This is a genomic window from Peribacillus deserti (genome assembly GCF_016909175.1).
Taxonomy (GTDB): Bacteria; Bacillota; Bacilli; order Bacillales; family DSM-1321; genus Paraperibacillus; species Paraperibacillus deserti.
The window spans coordinates 82,628-101,417 of sequence record NZ_JAFBFI010000017.1 but is presented as its reverse complement, the minus strand read 5'-3'; the positions used below and the strand labels follow the sequence as shown (position 1 = coordinate 101,417).

General features: G+C 40.5%; 17 protein-coding genes. 14 read left to right on the top strand and 3 right to left on the bottom strand.

Annotation, left to right across the window (positions count from 1 at the left end; all coding sequences use genetic code 11):
• Positions 1-68: 68 nt before the first annotated feature.
• The 5 genes from JOC77_RS16750 (at position 69) to JOC77_RS16730 (ending at position 5,425) form a co-directional block, all read left to right on the top strand.
• A complete protein-coding gene (locus JOC77_RS16750; protein ID WP_204545552.1) occupies positions 69-812 on the top strand; it encodes an ABC transporter ATP-binding protein in 744 nt (247 codons plus the stop codon).
• Positions 805-2,016: an ABC transporter permease gene (locus JOC77_RS16745; protein WP_204545549.1), complete on the top strand. Its 1,212-nt coding sequence runs from the start codon at positions 805-807 to the stop codon at positions 2,014-2,016. Before JOC77_RS16750 ends, JOC77_RS16745 begins: the two co-directional genes overlap by 8 nt.
• A 102-nt stretch (positions 2,017-2,118) precedes the next feature.
• Positions 2,119-2,826, top strand: coding sequence for an EcsC family protein (locus tag JOC77_RS16740; protein ID WP_204545547.1), 708 nt, complete (start codon positions 2,119-2,121; stop codon positions 2,824-2,826).
• Positions 2,827-3,504: 678 nt separating this feature from the next.
• Entirely contained in the window at positions 3,505-4,200 is a 696-nt protein-coding gene (locus JOC77_RS16735) for a phosphatase PAP2 family protein (protein WP_204545545.1), read from the top strand.
• A 241-nt stretch (positions 4,201-4,441) separates the two neighbouring features.
• Entirely contained in the window at positions 4,442-5,425 is a 984-nt protein-coding gene (locus JOC77_RS16730) for a DUF2515 family protein (RefSeq protein ID WP_338047243.1), read from the top strand.
• Positions 5,426-5,458: 33 nt separating this feature from the next.
• Here the strand turns inward: JOC77_RS16730 and JOC77_RS16725 are convergent, their stop codons facing one another.
• On the bottom strand, positions 5,459-6,856 hold the full coding sequence (locus JOC77_RS16725; protein ID WP_204545540.1) for a hypothetical protein: 1,398 nt from the start codon (positions 6,854-6,856) through the stop codon (positions 5,459-5,461).
• A 128-nt stretch (positions 6,857-6,984) separates the two neighbouring features.
• Complete coding sequence (locus JOC77_RS16720) at positions 6,985-7,494, bottom strand: antibiotic biosynthesis monooxygenase family protein (RefSeq protein WP_204545538.1); 510 nt, start codon at positions 7,492-7,494, stop codon at positions 6,985-6,987.
• 219 nt (positions 7,495-7,713) lie between these two features.
• On the opposite strand from JOC77_RS16720, the gene hemE reads away from it, so the two are divergent.
• From hemE to JOC77_RS16695, 5 genes are all read left to right on the top strand, one after another.
• Positions 7,714-8,754 (top strand): uroporphyrinogen decarboxylase, encoded by a 1,041-nt coding sequence (gene hemE, locus JOC77_RS16715; protein ID WP_204545535.1) that lies wholly within the window; start codon positions 7,714-7,716, stop codon positions 8,752-8,754.
• A 39-nt stretch (positions 8,755-8,793) separates the two neighbouring features.
• Positions 8,794-9,726 (top strand): ferrochelatase, encoded by a 933-nt coding sequence (gene hemH / locus JOC77_RS16710; protein ID WP_204545526.1) that lies wholly within the window; start codon positions 8,794-8,796, stop codon positions 9,724-9,726.
• A 164-nt stretch (positions 9,727-9,890) separates the two neighbouring features.
• Positions 9,891-11,291 carry a protoporphyrinogen oxidase gene (gene hemY / locus JOC77_RS16705; RefSeq protein ID WP_204545512.1) on the top strand — a complete coding sequence of 467 codons (1,401 nt, stop codon included), beginning with the start codon at positions 9,891-9,893 and terminating at the stop codon, positions 11,289-11,291.
• A 419-nt stretch (positions 11,292-11,710) separates the two neighbouring features.
• Positions 11,711-12,703, top strand: coding sequence for a nuclease-related domain-containing protein (locus JOC77_RS16700; RefSeq protein WP_204545510.1), 993 nt, complete (start codon positions 11,711-11,713; stop codon positions 12,701-12,703).
• Between the two features lie 538 nt (positions 12,704-13,241).
• Positions 13,242-13,817 (top strand): TetR/AcrR family transcriptional regulator, encoded by a 576-nt coding sequence (locus tag JOC77_RS16695; protein ID WP_204545508.1) that lies wholly within the window; start codon positions 13,242-13,244, stop codon positions 13,815-13,817.
• Positions 13,818-13,870: 53 nt separating this feature from the next.
• On the opposite strand, the gene yhfH is transcribed toward JOC77_RS16695, so the two are convergent.
• Positions 13,871-14,002 carry a protein YhfH gene (gene yhfH / locus JOC77_RS16690; RefSeq protein WP_204545506.1) on the bottom strand — a complete coding sequence of 44 codons (132 nt, stop codon included), beginning with the start codon at positions 14,000-14,002 and terminating at the stop codon, positions 13,871-13,873.
• 176 nt (positions 14,003-14,178) lie between these two features.
• Here yhfH and JOC77_RS16685 point away from each other — a divergent pair, with 176 nt between their 5' ends.
• The 4 genes from JOC77_RS16685 to JOC77_RS16670 all read left to right on the top strand — a co-directional run bounded on the left by JOC77_RS16685 (position 14,179) and on the right by JOC77_RS16670 (position 18,643).
• A complete protein-coding gene (locus tag JOC77_RS16685) occupies positions 14,179-14,913 on the top strand; it encodes an MBL fold metallo-hydrolase (protein ID WP_204545504.1) in 735 nt (244 codons plus the stop codon).
• A 19-nt stretch (positions 14,914-14,932) separates the two neighbouring features.
• Positions 14,933-15,919, top strand: coding sequence for a lipoate--protein ligase (locus tag JOC77_RS16680; RefSeq protein ID WP_204545501.1), 987 nt, complete (start codon positions 14,933-14,935; stop codon positions 15,917-15,919).
• Positions 15,920-16,091: 172 nt separating this feature from the next.
• On the top strand, positions 16,092-17,645 hold the full coding sequence (locus JOC77_RS16675) for a fatty acid--CoA ligase family protein (RefSeq protein WP_204545476.1): 1,554 nt from the start codon (positions 16,092-16,094) through the stop codon (positions 17,643-17,645).
• 158 nt (positions 17,646-17,803) lie between these two features.
• Entirely contained in the window at positions 17,804-18,643 is an 840-nt protein-coding gene (locus tag JOC77_RS16670; RefSeq protein ID WP_204545473.1) for an enoyl-CoA hydratase/isomerase family protein, read from the top strand.
• The last annotated feature ends 147 nt before the right edge of the window (positions 18,644-18,790 follow it).

The window sequence follows — 18,790 nt, the reverse complement described above, 5'->3', positions numbered from 1 at the left end:
CAGTTATGTACGCCATCAAAAAATTTGTTACTATAAGAGCAGGATCGTAAGAAGAAAGGAATGTATATATGGCATTGCTAGAAGTAAACCAGCTGACAGGCGGCTATACCAGAAATCCTGTAGTAAAGGAAATTAGCTTTTCAGTTAATAAAAATGAATTAGTTGGATTAATAGGCTTAAATGGTGCAGGGAAGAGTACCACAATCAAGCATATCATTGGGTTAATGGAGCCGAAAGCCGGCAGCATTCATATCAATGAGAAACTCTTCAGTGAAAATCCTGAGCAGTACCGCAGAGAATTCACCTTTGTACCTGAAACTCCTATTTTATATGATGAACTTACCCTAGAAGAGCATTTAAAACTGACTGCAATGGCATACGGATTAAGTGAGGCGGATTATAAGGAGCGTATCGAGTTTCTGCTTAAAGAGTTTCGGATGGAAAAGCGCCTTAAATGGTTCCCTGCTCACTTTTCTAAGGGAATGAAGCAAAAGGTAATGATTATGTGTGCTTTCTTAGTACAGCCTTCTCTCTATATAGTAGACGAACCATTTGTTGGCCTAGATCCTTTAGGCATACAGTCACTGCTGGACTTAATGAACAAAATGAAGGAAAGCGGTGCAGGTATTCTTATGTCTACTCATATTCTGGCGACTGCAGAACGATATTGCGACTCATTCATTATTCTTCACAATGGAAGAATAAGGGCAAAAGGAAAACTCGATGACCTGCAAAGAGAATTTTCAATGCCTGGCGCCAATCTTGATGAAATCTATATAGCGCTGACGAAAGAAGAACAAGACAATGAATAAAAATGCTTTGTGGCAGGATCGATTTAAAGGGTTTACAAAGGAGACCGGAAAATATCTTAAGTATATTTTTAATGGGCACCTTGTTTTTGTCATGATTTTTGCCGTCGGAGGCTTGAGCTTTTATTATAGTGAATGGGTTAAAACGCTCTCTCCAGATTTTCCGGCAGCTATTATTATGGCTGTAATACTGGGACTCGCAGTCACCAGCAGCCCGGTTATGACATTTTTAAAGGAGGCTGATGTTGTTTTTTTGCTTCCGTTAGAAACTAGGCTTACTCAATATTTTAGTAAATGCATTAGGGTCAGTTTTATACTGCAGAGTTATTTCTTATTAATGATTCTAGCTGCTTTTATGCCAATACATGCAAAAGTAAACGGAGCATCGCTGGCTGATTTTTTAACTGCTTTTATCCTGCTGGCTGTTTTGAAGTATCTTAACGTCCAGATACGATGGAGAATCCTAAGGTATGACGTGAGGGAAGTATTATTTATCGACAGCCTGATCCGGCTTTGCCTGAATATAGCCTGTTTATATTTATTTTTTAGGGGGGCATCCATTTTCTTCGCTGTTATGATAGCAGGGATACTGATTTTGCTGCTATTCTACTTTGAACGTGAAACCAGGAAGAAATCTTTGAAATGGGAGCGTCTGATTAGTCTGGAAGGCAAAAGGATGTCTGCATTTTATAGAGTGGCTAATTTATTTACGGATGTGCCGAAATTAAAGGAAAAAGTATCTAGAAGAAAGTGGCTTGACTGGATAGTGTCCTATATTAAATTTAAAAATTCTTCCTCGTATATCTACCTTTATGCCAGGACATTTTTAAGGTCGAATGATTATTTAGGATTATCCGTTAGGCTCACTATTATAGGAGCAGCTCTCAGCATTGTATTTGTTTCAATCTGGGCTAAAGCGATAACGGTGCTATTCATCCTTTATCTAACGGGTATCCAGATTCTTCCCATAGCCCGCCATCATGATTTAAAGATCTGGCTGGATCTCTATCCGCTGACCGAGGATATGAAAAAACGAGCTGTCGCGGCTATTATCAATCGCGTTCTGCTCCTTCAAAATATGATATTGTGCTTAGTTATTTTAACAGCTGGGAATATTATTGACGCTGTTTTTTGCTTCGCTGGGGGAATTCTGTTTTTGTTAGTTTTTTCTGGCTATGCCCGAAAAAAAATGACTGGATTAAGATAACTGATATGAAAAGGCCGGTGCTCCATCGGCCTTTTTCTGATGCACATTGAAACTTTTAACAGCTTAATGCGTAAAAAGATTACTAACCTTAAGGAGCTGCCTATGGAAACTTATGAACAGCTAATAAGCACAGAATTGGATAAATGGAAAAGCAAGATGCAGACCCGTTCATCCATTTTAAATAGATTATCTAAAAAGGCTCAAACCAAAATCAATAGCTATATTCCAGAAAAAGCTCATCAAATCATAACTGACAGCATTAAAAACATGGTAAAAGTGACCCTTGCAGGTTCAGACTGGACTACTAAGGAAAAGTCAGTGGAAGGTCTGTCTCTCGAGGAAAAAGAAAAACTAGTGAGAGAGGCTATTGTCCGTTACCGTAAAACCGCTTTGTGGGAAGGAGCAGGGACCGGTGCAGCAGGGTTATTAGTGGGATTAGCCGATTTCCCCTTACTGCTGGGAATTAAAATGAAGTTTTTATTCGAAACAGGAAGTTTGTATGGATTCGACGTCAAAACTTATGAAGAACGCTTATTCATCCTGCATATTTTTCAGCTCGCCTTTTCAAGCGATGACCGAAAAAGAGAAACTTTCTCCATCATCAATAACTGGGATGAACATAAAAGCACGCTGAGAGAAATGGACTGGAGAGTATTCCAGCAGGAATATCGCGATTATATTGACTTTGTCAAAATGCTCCAGCTCGTGCCGGGCATAGGAGCATTTGTAGGGGCCTACGCCAATTACAACCTTCTCGACCATCTCGGCGAAACCGCCATGAACTGCTACCGTCTCAGAATATTGAACTAGGATGAGGGCTCGCAAGCTGGCGGTCTGCCAGCAGCTTTGGAAAGCTGCTCGTTGGCTGGGAGATTGCTCGTAAGATTTTAATTTTTGCGCGCAGACTAAGTGAACTTGCCCGCAAGTGGCGGGCCTGCTCGCAAATTCGGAAAGCTGCTCGCATTGGCTGGAGTTTGCTCGTAAGGTTTTAATTTTTTCTCGCAAACTAAGTGAACTTAATCGCAAGCTGTCGGCCTGCTCGCAAATTTAGAAATCTGCTCACATTGGCTGGAGTTTGCTCGTAAGGATTGAATTTTTTCTCGCAAACTAAGTGAACTTGATCGCAAGCTGTCGGCCTGCTCGCAAATTTGGAAAGTTGCTCGCATTGGCTGGGAGATTGCTCGTAAGGATTGAACTTTTGCTCTCAAACTCAGTAAACTTGCTCCGCAAGCTGGCGGTCTGCTCGCAAATTCGGAAAAGTGCTCGCATTGGCTGGGAGTTTGCTCGTAAGGATTGAATTTATGCTCGCAGCCAAGTTTACCGCTTAATACATTTTGTTTTTCAATTAAAGTGTATTTTATAACGTGTATATCATCTTTATTTTTCCAGCGGATATAATAATAGGAGCGTTTAAAAAAATTAATGTTCCTGGACGCTTTGGGTCTGGTAAAGTAATTTTGTATATATAGTTGAAAGAGGAGAGAGTGTATGGAAGGCAAATCGGTGAAAAGTACAAACCTGCTGTCGATAATATTTGCTGGATTTCTGTTTTTATCAGTTCTTATATTTTTTTTGATTGTAAAAACGGTGCACGGCGGGTCATCCTTAGAAATGGATGGGAGCTTTCAAAAAGGGCTGATGCATGTTGTGGGAGATTCTTATTCCGGCTTTTTTACTTTCATAACTGAATTTGGTTCTAAAACGATCATCGGATCAGGGACTCTATTGCTGTTAGCTTTTTTGTGGTTTAAAAGCAGAAATTATTTGGCTATGGCAGCAGTTATTCTTGCAGTGGCAGGCGGGGATCAAATAAATAAGCTTGTAAAAAGGGTGCTAGAGAGAGAACGCCCATCTATTTTAGCCAATGTTGATGGGGTGGGCTATAGCTTTCCTTCGGGACACGCGATGGTTGGGTTTATTTTTTATTTTGTTACTGCGTATTTTTTAACTAAATATTGTAAGTCTCAGGGAGTTAAAATATTAATTTGGGCTGCTGCATTTATTATGATCCTGATTGTAGGATTAAGCCGGATTTATCTTAATGTTCATTATCCTTCTGATGTTTTGGGAGGCTATGCCCTTGGTTTTATTGTCGTAGCTGTATTGCTGCATTTTTATGAAATGATATATGAATATATGAAAAACAAAAGAGAGATTCATGACGATTCTGAGAAGACAGCCTAACCATCTGGTTAGGCTGTTTTTAGTGTAGTCCGGAGCAGAGAAATACTCATATAGTAATGAAAAGATATTATTCGCCAAAGGGTGTGATTTTATATTTTCTTTACAATCACTTTCAGGATATGTACAGCAATGGTTTGGGAAACCTGAACCTGCATCACGGCCGATTCTCGATTGTGAACAATTTGAAGCTATAAAGTACGATTTACTGCAGGATTTGCTGCGTCCAGATAACAGTCCGAAAGTGCTGCTCTCAGGAGAAAAAGGACTGATTAAGAAGGTAAGGGATAAAACGGAAGAGTATAATCGGAATAACGTAACAAGGACTAAAGCCTATTTAGACTTTTACCTGAGAAATCCTGAGGTTCACTGGGCTTTTTTGGCACATATGGTCTCTCGAAATGGAGGTTACCATATGACAGACTTAAGAGGATCGGCTATGGATCATCTTTTAACGGAAAATGAAAAAGAAAAGTATTTTGTTTTTTTGGAAAGAGCAAATTCTTCGATATTCTCAGATGCTTATCCCCAGCTGCTTCTTTATGAAGAAGCGAAAAAGAATCCAGTTTCTCTTCGAACATTCCTGCGTTTTTTTCATGTTTCACGGTTTATGTACTCCATATGGGAATTGTTCTTAAAAGAACAGAATTCTAAGCTGTTGACGATGGCCCTGATTATCAATGAACAAAGAATGCTTGAGGACAGAATTATAAAGCGCTTTGGATATGCTGAACTTCTGGCTGGAATCGATTTTCAGCTTCAGGAATTTTTCGGCTTTACCACGGTTGTTTTTCCTTATAAGCAAAAAAAGCCAAGCAAATTTTATAAGTTAACAGGATTGTCAGTTGAGAGGTTTGAAGATCCATTACATCGCATTCTTACCGGAAAAAAACTGTACAGCCTTTTGTTTCATAAAAAAGATGTCTTTGAAGGTGTCCTGAAGTTCGCTGCAAGCAGCACGCATTCTGCTTCAAGGGCAGATTATTGGAACACAATTTTCACAAGCAGCTTAGCCCACAGCAGCAAAAAGATTTATAGTCCCGTGCTTAATTCTGCCTGGAAAGACAGGACCCTTGATTCTGCAGCTCTATCAGACTGGTTTATTAGTGAAACCTTCATAGAGGATTTAAGGACGGAGATCATGGCGGGCAGAGAGGATATTACAAATAAAGTAAAAGATAATCTTACAGCGATTAAAGTCATGAATGAAATAAAGTCTATTATATAGAAAAAACGACGGTATTCCCGTCGTTTTTTGCTATTAGATAAGGAACATAGCCACGATCGTAGTGGCAGCTAAACCAATTAACACTGGGATTAGATTTCTTCTAGCAAGCTCAAAGGGATCAACATTACAGATGGCTGCGGCAGGAATCAAGGCCCATGGAATGATGGTTCCTCCTCCTACCCAGATAGCGGCTGTCTGGCCTAAAGCTGTAAGGGTGGCAAGGCCCGAGCCGATGGCATGAGAAAACAAATTGGCAACAGAACCTGCTAATGAAATACCAGAGAATCCTGAGCCATCCAGACCGGTGATCGCACCTATGCCTGTTAATGTTACAGCCGCTATTCCTGCATTTAAAGGCACGGCATGTGCAAGCGCGACTCCTAAATCATTTACAATACCATGGGATCCCTTTGGAAGAAAGTCACCCAGTATTTTAACAAAGCCTGAATCTCCAAGGTAAAAAAAAGCGGCGATCGGAATGACGGGACCAAACACTTTAAATCCAAACTGAAAGCCCTCAATAAGGAAAGCAGTCGATTTTTCAAATCCCTTGGATTTATGAGCTGTCAGGGCAAGCAGCGCTAGGATAACAATGGAGGTACCGCCTACGAGCGCTGTCGCATCTCCTCCTTGAAGATTAAAAACAATCATGGCAGCTACGTCCAGCAAGAAGGCAATCGGTATTAAGATGGCGAACAATCGCTTCTGAAAAGAGGTCAATAATTCCCTATCTTGAGATTCCTTTCCAGTGTGTACATCAACAGAAGATGAAGTGACAGTCAGGACTCCTTTTTTCATATCTTTTCTTAACATAACGAAGGCGGTGATGGTTGTGACTAATCCCATGGTGATCACGAGAGGAATACTGGCTTCAATTACCTGTGTGACCTGCAGACCTGCGGCATCAGCGGTGAGCTTTGGAGCCGCCTGGATAATATAATCACCTGAAAGAGCTATTCCATGGCCGAAGAGGTTCATTGCCATAGCCACTCCAAGTGCAGGGAGTCCAGCTCTAAGCGCCACAGGAAGCAGAACGGCTCCTATCAAGGCAACTGCAGGAGAAGGCCAGAAAAACCAGGACATAACCATCATCAAGGTTCCAATAATCCAATAGGCTTGACCTGGCGATCGGATTAGCTTTGCAAATGGAGAAATCATGGTATCATTAACTCCGGTGCTTGAAAGAATTTTACTCATGGCGACGATTATGGAAATAACTAATATGGTGGGGAGCAGTTCGGTAATGGCATAGGCAAAGCTATTAAATATGCTGCTGATTGAGGAAGATAAATTGCCTGTTGCCAGCAGAGCGATGGAGACAATTCCTGCTATGGACACTAGAGTCGTATCTTTTTTCATAACCATGAAGCCTATAATAAGGACAATAAATAAAACATAAATCCAATGTATAAGAGTTATCTCGATGGCCATAGTGATCTCCTCCTGTAAAGACAGGGCGAATGCCCTGAATTAATACAGAATATGAAAAACTGCGGCTGAGGTGATTAAAAGGAATATAGAAGAGCGGTCCCATTTTCATGAACACCGCTCTTAGAGTATTATTCCTCACTTATCGAATATTTCGTAACATAAGAAGAACCGGAAAAGATCGTCTGCTGCGGTGCATGATCTGCAGGCGCCCCTTCCTTTTTAGCATGAGCTTTTGAGAAGGACTGCGAGTTTTGCCAGTTCGCGAAATCTTCCGGTTTATTCCAAACAGTTAAAATAACATATGTGTTTGAATTTAAAGGACGAAGGACTCTAATCGCTATGAATCCGGGTTCGTTCTCAATTAATCCTGCCCGGTTTTTGAACCGATATTCAAAAATGGGCCTGCCCTCATCTGTGACCGGAATATTATTCATAACCACAAAGCCATGCTCGCTAAGCTCACCGGCAGATTCGACGACTTCATACTTTCTGGGCTGGCTGAATACTGATTTCCCTTCGGTTTCATGAAGCAGAAGGGCATCTTCCATTCCGTTCATTAAAATCATATGTTCCTGGGTATGTTTCTTCTTTATGATACTTAAGTAATCTGCAGTTCCTGCGGTAATAAATACATTCATACATGTACACCCCTTTTTTTCGTATAACTCACTCTTAATTGTACCTCAGTCCCTTTTTTGTAAACAATAAAGAAGGCCGTATATAAAAACGTCGATTTTTTGACAATTTTCGTTGTTATCTATACAACAATAGTAGAAAAGTCTATATTGATAACATAAATTAAAATAAATATAATTTAGCTTTATTTTTGGGTAATTTTGAAAGGTGGATATATTCTAATGACAAAAGTGATTAATGAAACATTCTTAAAGGCAGCAAAAGGGGAAAAAACGGATCATGTACCAGTCTGGTATATGAGACAAGCAGGAAGATCGCAGCCTGAATATCGCGAGTTAAAAGAAAAATATTCGCTTTTCGAAATTACTCACCAGCCGGAACTTTGTGCCTATGTGACAAGGCTTCCCGTTGAGCAGTATAACGTTGATGCTGCCATTCTATATAAGGACATCATGACACCTCTTCCTGCTTTAGGCGTGGATGTGGAAATTGTTTCGGGCATTGGCCCTGTCATTTCTAACCCGATCCGCTCTCTAAAGGATGTTGAAAAACTTGGGGAAATCCATCCTGAACAGGATATACCCTATGTACTAGATACGATTAAGCTGCTGGTAAACGAACAGCTGAATGTTCCGCTTATCGGTTTTACAGGGGCTCCATTTACGGTTGCTTCGTATATGATAGAAGGCGGACCCTCAAAAAATTACAATAAAACGAAAGCATTCATGTATACAGAACCTAAAGCATGGTTCGCCCTTATGGACAAGCTTGGTGATATGGCAATTACATATGTAAAAGCCCAGATTAATGCAGGCGCTAAAGCAATCCAGATTTTCGATTCATGGGTCGGCGCTCTTAATGTGGAGGATTATCGTACATTTATTAAGCCGACAATGAACCGTATCTTCTCTAGTTTAAGAGGGGAAAACGTTCCGCTGATCATGTTTGGAGTGGGAGCAAGCCATTTAGCAATGGAATGGAATGACCTGCCGCTCGATGTAGTAGGACTCGACTGGAGACTGCCAATAAACCAGGCTAGAGAAATGGGCATTCATAAAACGGTTATGGGAAATCTTGATCCAGCCATTCTTCTTTCTTCATGGGACGTAATTGAAGACCGGGCAAAAGCCATTCTTGACCAAGGAATGCAGCAGCCTGGATACATCTTTAATCTAGGCCACGGAGTATTTCCGGAGGTACAGCCTGAAACCCTAAAACGTTTAACTGCTTTTATCCATGAATACTCAGCAAATAAAAAGTAAACGAACTCTTTTAATATAGTGAACGAGGTGCAAGCAAAAATGGGAAAAAAGAAAGTCGGGTTATTGGTAATGGCCTACGGTACTCCATACAAAGAGTCTGATATAGAAAGGTACTATACTCACATCCGGCACGGAAGACGGCCGGATGATGAAGCACTGGAAGATTTGAGATTAAGATATGAAGCAATCGGCGGGATTTCTCCGCTGGCGAAAATTACCGAAGAACAGGCACAGGCACTGGAACAAAGATTAAATGCCGTGCAGGATGAAGGGGAATTTAAATATTATTTGGGACTAAAGCATATAGAGCCATTCGTTGAAGACGCGGTTCAGCAAATGAACCAGGATGGTATTCAGGAAGCAGTCAGTATCGTTCTTGCCCCCCATTTCTCGACGTTCAGCGTTAAGTCTTACAACGGGCGTGCCCAGGAAACAGCCGAAAAGCTTGGCGGACCAGTGATTAAAAGTGTTGAAAGCTGGTATGACGAACCTAAATTTATCGGCTACTGGGTGGACCGGATCAAAGAAACGTATCAATCCATGTCCCAGGAGGAAAGAGACTCTGCAGTCCTTGTGGTTTCCGCCCACAGCCTTCCTGAAAAAATCTTAAAGGCCGGAGATCCATATCCTGATCAGCTTCAGCAAACGGCTGATTTAATCGCAAAAGGTGTCGGTATTGACAAGTATGAATTAGGCTGGCAAAGTGCGGGCAATACACCGGAGCCTTGGCTGGGGCCGGATGTTCAGGACTTAACGAGAGACCTTTATGAAAAAAATGGCTACCAGGCGTTTGTTTACGCACCCGTTGGATTTGTATCCGACCATTTAGAAGTGTTATTTGATAATGATGTAGAATGTAAAATTGTGACCGATGAGATTGGAGCGTCTTATTATCGTCCGGAAATGCCCAACACACGTGAACAATTTATCGATGCGCTGGCGACAGTCGTTCTCAGAAAATATGAGGAGTAAACTATGCCTTTTTTTACAGTAACCTGAGTGAATTGGTTCCTCGCGGGCGGCGGATCGAAAGGTAAATAATCCATTGCTGCATTGAGCATGGCGGTCTGAAAAAGCTATGCTTGCAGCACAAGGGACCAGCTTTTTAAGAAATTGAAAAAAGAAGGCGATGAACTGTGAATCAGCAAAAGCAAAAAGTTGTAGTCATCGGCGGTGGAATAACCGGCTTGGTTTCAGCTTACTATTTGCTAAAGAGGGCAAGAGAAGACAAGCTTTCTCTTGATGTGATTCTAATAGAAGCTGGTCAGCGGTTAGGCGGAAAGATACAGACAACAATAAAGGACGGATTCGTCATTGAAAAGGGACCAGAGTCAATTCTAGCCCGCAAACAGAGTGCATCGCGGCTTGCAAAGGAAATAGGCATGGAAGATCAGCTCGTCTACAATACCGAGGGTAAGTCCTTTGTGCTTGTAAGAGACAGATTGCATGGACTGCCCGGCGGTTCGGCAGGAATTCCCCCAAAGATTGGACCATTCGTTACCACGGGACTAATCAGTCCTATTGGGAAATTAAGGGCGGCAGCGGACTTTTACCTGCCGCGCTCTAATAGTTCTTCCGACCAATCACTTGGAGGGTTTTTCAGACGAAGATTTGGAGACGAAGTAGTTGAGAACTTAATTGAACCTTTATTATCCGGCATCTACGCAGGTGATATTGACCGAATTAGCTTAATGGCGACTTTTCCTGAATTTTATCAGGCAGAACAGCAATACCGCAGTATGATTTTAGGATTAAAAAAGGACAACCCGGCTGGAGAAACATTAAATACAAAAGACGGCTTTTTAACCTTTACAGGCGGGCTTGAATCCTTTGTGAATGCAATTGAATCCAAGCTTAAGGCTGCATCTATCCTGAAAGGGGTCAAAGTAGAGAAGGTGATAAAAGAGGGAGCAGACTACACTCTCACTCTTAACAGCGGTCATGTGATGACCGCAGACGCTGTTATTGCCGCTGTCCCCCACCTGGCTGTACAGCAGATGTTTTCAGCGTATCCATTTTTCGATCACCTGAAGGAAATGCCCGCCAACAGTGTAGCGACCATCGCCATGGCATTCGATGCATCGGCCATCAAAAAAGATTTCGATGGCACAGGCTTCGTTGTCTCCCGCAACAGTGACTATTCCATCACCGCCTGTACCTGGATCCACAAAAAATGGCCTCACTCCACACCAGCAGGAAAGGTACTGCTGCGCACCCAAGTAGGCCGGGCCGGCGATCAAACAATAGTGGACCTTTCAGACGAAGAAATCGAAAAAATCGTCCTGGAAGACCTGAACAAAACCATGGACATCACCTCTCACCCAGACTTCACAATCGTCTCCCGCTGGAAAGATGCCATGCCGCAATACAACGTAGGCCACAAACAACGAGTCGCTGCACTCAAGCAGCACGCAGCAGACGAACTGCCCGGCGTCATCCTGGCCGGAAGCTCCTACGAAGGCCAAGGCCTGCCAGACTGCATTGACCAGGGAGAAGAAGCCGTCGAACTGGTTCTGGAATATTTGGTCAAGAAATAATTAATTTGGATGAAGAGACCTGTCCCGAGGGTGTGTGGGGCGGGTTTCTTTAGTGAATGATATTATATTAAGTTCTAACTTAAATGCATGTAGTAAGCAGGTCTCTGAGCATAAGCATAAATTCTAATGGGCAAGCAAAAATTTGAAAAGATCAGCGCACGTCTTAGGCGATAAGCATACTCCTGAGAAACTAAGCATGGAATCCGAAGACATAAGCATAAAACCCGAAAACATAAGCGTAAAACTCGAAAACTTAAGCATAAAACTCCAAAACTTAAGCGTAAATTTCAATAAGTTAAGCATAAATCTTTTTATTACTAATAACACATGATCAAAGTCTGCCTTCTTAATGTTTACCAGCAGGAATTTCCACCTTAAAAGTAGAAATCTACTAAGATATTAAAAGGAGAGTGATAAAATTGATTGTAAAAGAAAGAAAAATCCCCATACACATTTTAAAGCTCGAAGCATTACTAAGAAGATTACCAGACAGCCATCCTAAGTATTCTAAAATAGAAGGAGACTTAGCAAAAAGGTGGGCTGGTTATAGAGGTGAGCAGTCTTTAGAATATTATTTAGAATCTTTATCAGAGAATGAATATTTTATCCTTCACGATCTCCGATTGAAAAATGGGAATTACTTCTTTCAAATTGATACTTTGATCTTGTCTACTAAGTTTGCTTTAATTCTGGAAGTTAAAAACATTGCTGGAGAACTATTTTTTGATAAATCATTTAATCAGTTAATTAGAAAACAAAACAATAAGGAAGAAGGATTTAGTAACCCAATAACACAAACAAAACGCCAGCAAATGCAGTTGAATTCATGGCTGGCCCTCAACAAAATATCCCCTCTGCCAGTTGAATACCTTATAGTAATTTCAAACTCGGCTTCCATAATTAAAACTCAAACTTGGAATACAGAAGCATTCAAGAAAGTCTGCCATGCTGGAGAAGTCGTTGAAAAAATTGAGAGAATAGAAAATTTGTATAATAAATATGAAATTTCTTCTAAAGAAATACGAAAGTTAATTAAGGTACTATTAAAAAGCCATCATCCACAAACCCAAGATATCCTCCATTCATATGACATAAATAGATCTGAAATTAGAACGGGCATACAGTGTCCTTCTTGTGCAGTATTTTCCCTCATCAGGGCATATGGCAGATGGTTATGTAACTCGTGTTTTCAAAAGTTTAAAGACGCTCACCGAAGTGCTCTTGCCGATTATTTTCTTTTGATAAATGGTACTATTAAGAATCAAGATTTTAGAGAGTTCTGTCATATTCCTTCAAGACATATTGCCACCCAGCTCCTTAACTCCCTCAACCTCCCCCACACAGGAACCAACAAATCTCGTATCTATCACGAGCCCCCAAATTTCCTGGAATCCATGAATGAAGTGAATTAATTTCTCTTTGTCGAAAACTTTTATAAAAAGTTAACGATATTTGTAATAAAATAGCAGTATATGGCGGGAAGGGTAGTGGGCAGATGAGAAGGAAAGGCCGTATAAAGCAGAAGGAGAGATCGAGTGCTGTCCGTATATGGGATGGACTGGTCACTATGTTTTTAAACTGTTGTTTTTTTATTTTCATTGCTTGTATGATTATGTACCTTTTACAATCCTGAACCGTGGCTTTAACAGAGAACATCCTAGAAGGGTGCCTTGACATCAAGAAAACTGCCCCGAAGAGAGGTGCCTCTAGGAATCATAAAAAATAACCATCCAGCTTGCTTTTGCGTTAATACGTAAACAACAAAAGTACCATCCTTGCTGTTTCTTTTTTACAAAGTGCCATAACATCTCTGCAAGAAGACCAATTATTTCAGAGGTTCTACCCAACCCGATTCCTTTTAGCACGCTTGCCTCCCTCTGTTCATTTTGTTATGATACTTAATAAAAATGACTGCTTTGTTCATTGGGTCATAACAGCGGAGGATAAGGGATGTCCGTTAATAGAAAACAGTTGATATTGGATGCTGCTGCAAAATCCTTTTCTTTGTTTGGGTATAAAGCAACTACTATGGATCAGGTTGCGAAGATAGCGAATGTAGGAAAAGGGACGATTTATACGTTTTTTCGTAACAAGGAAGAGCTGTTTAAGGAGATTGTTCACCGGCTGATTGACGAAATGAAGGCAGCTGCCGATGAAACCCTGGATCCTTCCTTATCACTTCATGAAAACATTCATCAAGTTTTGTATAAGATGCTGGAGTATCGGCGTGATCATCAGTTCATGATTAAGCTGATTCAGGAAAAAAGAGAAATGGGTACACTAGCTGTTATACAAATGGTCGATGAGATTGAAGAGGCGGTTATTTCCTTTATCAGCGGGCGAATAAAGAAAGGGATTGAGAACGGCAAAATTGTGGAGTGTGATCCTGAACTTACTTCGTTTTTATTATTTAAAATGTATATTACTCTAATTTTTGACTGGGAGAAAAAACATAAGCCTCTGGAAAAAGAGGAAATAGCCCAATTATTGGAGCTGTATGTTTTTAGAGGACTCTCCTATCCTTAATACACATATGACAAAAGGCCATCTGTTTTACAACAGCTGGCCTTTTATTATAATCAACGGGTAATCTGTAAGCAAGTTTCGCATTTGCTGCCATAGCATTCATGCTGTTCCTGAATATGTTCACCACATTCTGTACATTGTTTGGCTGGAAGGTTTTTAAAAAATTCGATACTGCTTTGAATCATTTCGGCCGCCTCCTTTATTTTTGATTATTCAGAATTTATTAAGTTATTAATATTGTATTATAACAGGGTTGATTGGTCAACTGATGTGATATAACAAATTTTAAAAAGATGAAAAAATAGGCACAATGATTTATAGTTTATATCATCCAAGTCATTTTGAGAGAGGACGGTCAAAAATGAAACTTACTATTCTAGGCTGCTGGGGCGGGTATCCGGCCCAAAATGAGGCTTCTTCTGGATATTTACTTGAGCATGAAGAATTTACGCTTCTGCTTGACTGTGGAAGCGGAGTTCTTTCTAAACTTCAGAATCATACAGCACCAGCTAATTTGAGTGCTGTTATTTTAACTCACTATCATGCAGATCATGTGGCAGACATAGGCGTTTTACAGCATGCTCTTTTGATTCAGGGAATGCTTGGGAATAAGCAAGATACCCTGCCGATTTATGGGCATAAAGAGGATGAGGCCGGGTTTAACAGTTTAACGTATAAGGACATTACAAAAGGCATTGCTTACAATCCGGATGAGACCTTGGAAATAGGTCCGTTTTCCATAACCTTTTTAAAAACCCGCCATCCGGCTCCCTGCTTTGCCATGAGAATTGAATGTGAAGGCCGGTCTCTGGTTTATACTGGTGATACATCCTATATCGATGAATTGGCTGAGTTTGCATCTGAGGCTGACCTGCTTTTGTGTGAGAGCAATTTTTACCATGGCATGGACGGCAGCAAAGCCGGTCATATGACCAGTATGGATGCAGGAAAACTGGCTCAAGGGGCGGAAGTCAAGCTGCTGGTATTAACCCATCTGCCTCATTTTGGTGAATTGAACAAACTTCAAGAAGAGGCTTCCCAGGAGTTCGACAGGCAGATCATTATTGCCAGAAGCAGCATGGAGTATTATATCTAACTCAGGAGGAAATAGAAGAATGCTTTTTATTGATAACAAAGGAATTACCGATCCGCGTATTAATTTAGCTATAGAAGAGTATGCATTGAAAAATCTAGATATCGGGGAATCATACCTGCTGTTTTATATTAATGAGCCATCTATTATAATCGGCAAAAACCAAAATACGATTGAAGAAATTAACAAAGATTATGTGGAGAGCAATGGGATTCATGTTGTCCGCAGGCTTTCAGGCGGGGGAGCTGTATATCATGACACAGGCAACCTCAACTTTAGCTTTATTACTAAGGACGATGGAGACAGCTTTCATAATTTCAGGAAATTTACAGAGCCTGTTGTTGAGGCATTAAAAAAATTGGGTGTAAATGCAGAATTAAGCGGCCGGAATGATCTCATTGCAGAAGGCAGAAAAATTTCCGGGAATGCGCAATTCTCGACTCGCGGCAGAATGTTCAGCCATGGCACCTTATTATTTAACTCCGAAATGGAAAATGTGGTATCGGCCTTAAATGTGAAGCAGGAAAAAATAGCATCCAAAGGGATTAAATCGATCCGCTCCCGAGTTGCCAATATATCAGAATTCTTGAAGGAACCAATGAAGATTGAGGAATTTAGAAGTACGTTATTGCGCTATATTTTCGGTGAAGAAGAAATTTCTGAATATGTATTAACAGAAGAGGATTGGAAAAATATCCATGAATTATCCGAACAGAGATACCGCAATTGGGATTGGAATTACGGTAAATCACCTAAATTTAATTTGCAGCGTACACATCGATTTCCTGTTGGGGGCATAGATGTCCGCTTAGAAGTAAATAAAGGCAGAATAGAAGAATGTAAAATATTTGGCGATTTCTTTGGTGTAGGTGATGTGCAGGATATCGAAGAAAAGCTGATTGGCAGAAGATATGAAAAAGAAGAAATTATTGAGGCATTAGAGGATATAAGCATCCAGCACTACTTTGGAAATATATCAAAAGAAGACTTTATTCAATTCATTTACTAATGAGAAAGCGGCTCCTATATGCAGGAGCTGCTATTTTTGTGAAAAAAATCCCTTATTTTTCTACTATTTTGAAAAAGAATAGTTGAAGAAGAGATTTTCTTTTAATATAATATATTTTGAAAATTAAAAATATGAATGACTATTCATTCAGGAAGCAGCAGGGAGGGAAAGTATGAACTTATCACAAAAACTTCACGAGACCGCTGAAGTCTCAGCTGATAAAACGGCTTATATTTTTATGGATCAAAAGACGAATTATCGAGAATTAGACATGGCTGTTTCAAAATTTTCTAATGGAATAAAGAAATTGGGAATTAAAAAAGGCGATCATATTGCGTTGATTGTTGGAAATACCCCGCATTTTATTATCGGGATGTATGGGGCTTTAAGAGCAGGTGCTACAGTTATTCCTATTAATCCAATTTATACTCCTGATGAGATTGGGTTTATCATCAACAATGGCGATGTAAAATTGGTTGTGACTTTAGATGTTCTTCTGCCATTGATGGAGGGAATAAATCGCGTAACTCCACAGGTCGAACATATTGTGGTCTGCCCGACATCTAAAGAAGCAAGCAGCGAAGATCTGGAAACATTAAATATTTATCCAAAAATGAAACCGATTACATATGTTCTGGAATCCGGTGAAGCTGTTTATGAAGAAATATCCGTAGATGATGATGACACTGCCGTTATTCTTTATACCTCGGGAACGACAGGCAAACCAAAAGGAGCCATGCTTACTCATAAAAACCTCTACTCAAATGCTTCTGATGTTGGCTCTTATTTAAAAATGAATGAATCTGATTACGTTATTACTGCTCTCCCTATGTTTCATGTCTTTTGCCTCACAGTGGTGCTGAATGCTCCTCTTATGACTGGTGCCACCTTGCTGATTATGCCTAAATTCAGCCCAAAGGAAGTATTTCACTTTGCAAAAGAATATTCGGCAACGGTTTTCGCCGGAGTACCAACCATGTATAACTTCCTGTATCAATACCCGGATGGAACAGCTGAAGATTTAAAGTCTTTAAGATTATGCATTTCAGGAGGTGCTTCTCTTCCTGTCTCGCTTCTCAAGGCTTTTGAGCAGAAATTTAGCGTTCTTGTGTCAGAAGGCTATGGATTATCTGAGGCTTCGCCTGTAACATGCTTTAATCCTTTAGATCGTCCAAGAAAACCGGGCTCCATCGGAATGAATATTTTAAATGTCCAGAATCGGGTGGTTAATGAATTAGGTGAAGAGGTTCCCGTCGGGCAGGTTGGTGAACTAATTGTTAAGGGGCCGAACGTTATGAAGGGGTATTATAAGCTTCCTGAAGAAACAGCTGCAGCTCTTAAAGACGGATGGCTTTATACAGGAGACCTTGCAAGAGTGGATGAGGAGGGCTACTTTTATATCGTTGATAGAAAGAAAGATATGATTATTGTCGGCGGCTATAATGTGTATCCACGTGAAGTTGAGGAAGTTCTGTTTGCTCATCCGAATTTAGTTGAGGCAGCGGTTATCGGCGTACCTGATCCAAATCTTGGTGAAGCCATTCATGCTTATGTAGTTTCTAACATAGAAACTCTTACAGCAGAAGATCTGGCCCTATATTGCAGAGATCGTTTAGCCAAATATAAAGTGCCGGCTGTCTTTGAATTTCTGGAGGAGCTTCCTAAGAATACCACAGGAAAAATACTCAGGAGAGCATTAAAAAATCAGGTTTCTCAGACTATATAAAACAAGGAGTAAAAGCAGTTTTGCTTTTACTCTTTTTTTCTGGTTACTTTACCCTAGATAACAAAATTTGTAAAATTTATATATTCCTGTTTTTTATGATATTCATTTGGGAAAAGAATAAGCAATAGATTAGGAGGGTGGAAGGAAGGTGTCATCCCATGAACATATCAAGAGAAAGAGAAGAGTCTTATACACAGAATGCACCTTTTCGTACAGACAGCAGGTCAACGATCCTTTATGAGGTGGATTCTTTCGTTGCTTATGTTACTCTGAACAGGGAAAAAAACCTGAATGCCGTTAATTCTTCTATGCTCGCTAGATTAGCTGAAGTAGTTGGTGACATTAAACACAATAAGCAGGTACGGGCTGTTGTATTTTCGGGAGCCGGCAAACGGGCCTTCAGTGTAGGGAAAGATTTGCAGGAAAGAAGGGAATCTACGCCCCAGCAGGCAATTGAATTTAATGAGAGACTTAATACTGTACTTAATGCAATTGAAAGTCTGCCACAGCCTACTATAGCGGCTATTAATGGCTACGCCTTCGGCTTGGGTCTCGAGCTTGCCTTAGCCTGTGACTTCAGAATTGGCATCGAACAAACTTTGATGGGCTTCACAGAGGCAGGCTTTGGATTAATACCGGGAGGCGGAGGAACACAGAGACTTCCCAGACTGATCGGTGAATCAAAAGCATTGGAATTAATTTTGACCGCAAAGAGAATTTCCTCTGCGGAAGCGCACAGCTATGGGCTGCTGACTAAAGCGGCTGCAAAGAATATCTTTGATGAGGTTTGCCAGGACTTTGTAAAATTATTGTTAGAGAATGCTCCTATCGCGGTCCAGCAGGCCAAATATGCAGTAAAGCAGGGAATGAAGGAGAGTTTTCAGCAAGCGCTGCAGATCGAGGAGAGGGCATTTCACGCAGCTGTATTTACGGAGGATAGTCAAGAAGCGCTGGACGCTTATATGGAGAAACGAAAACCTGTATTCAGGGCAAAATAATATTCAAATCCCATCAGACAATTCTCTGATGGGATTTTTTATTAGTTAAAACTACCGAATTTTATCAAGAAAGGTTGAATAATAGATTTATATATAAGTATAATTTTAAGAAAACATCCGTAATTAAGGAGACTTAGAGTCAATTAG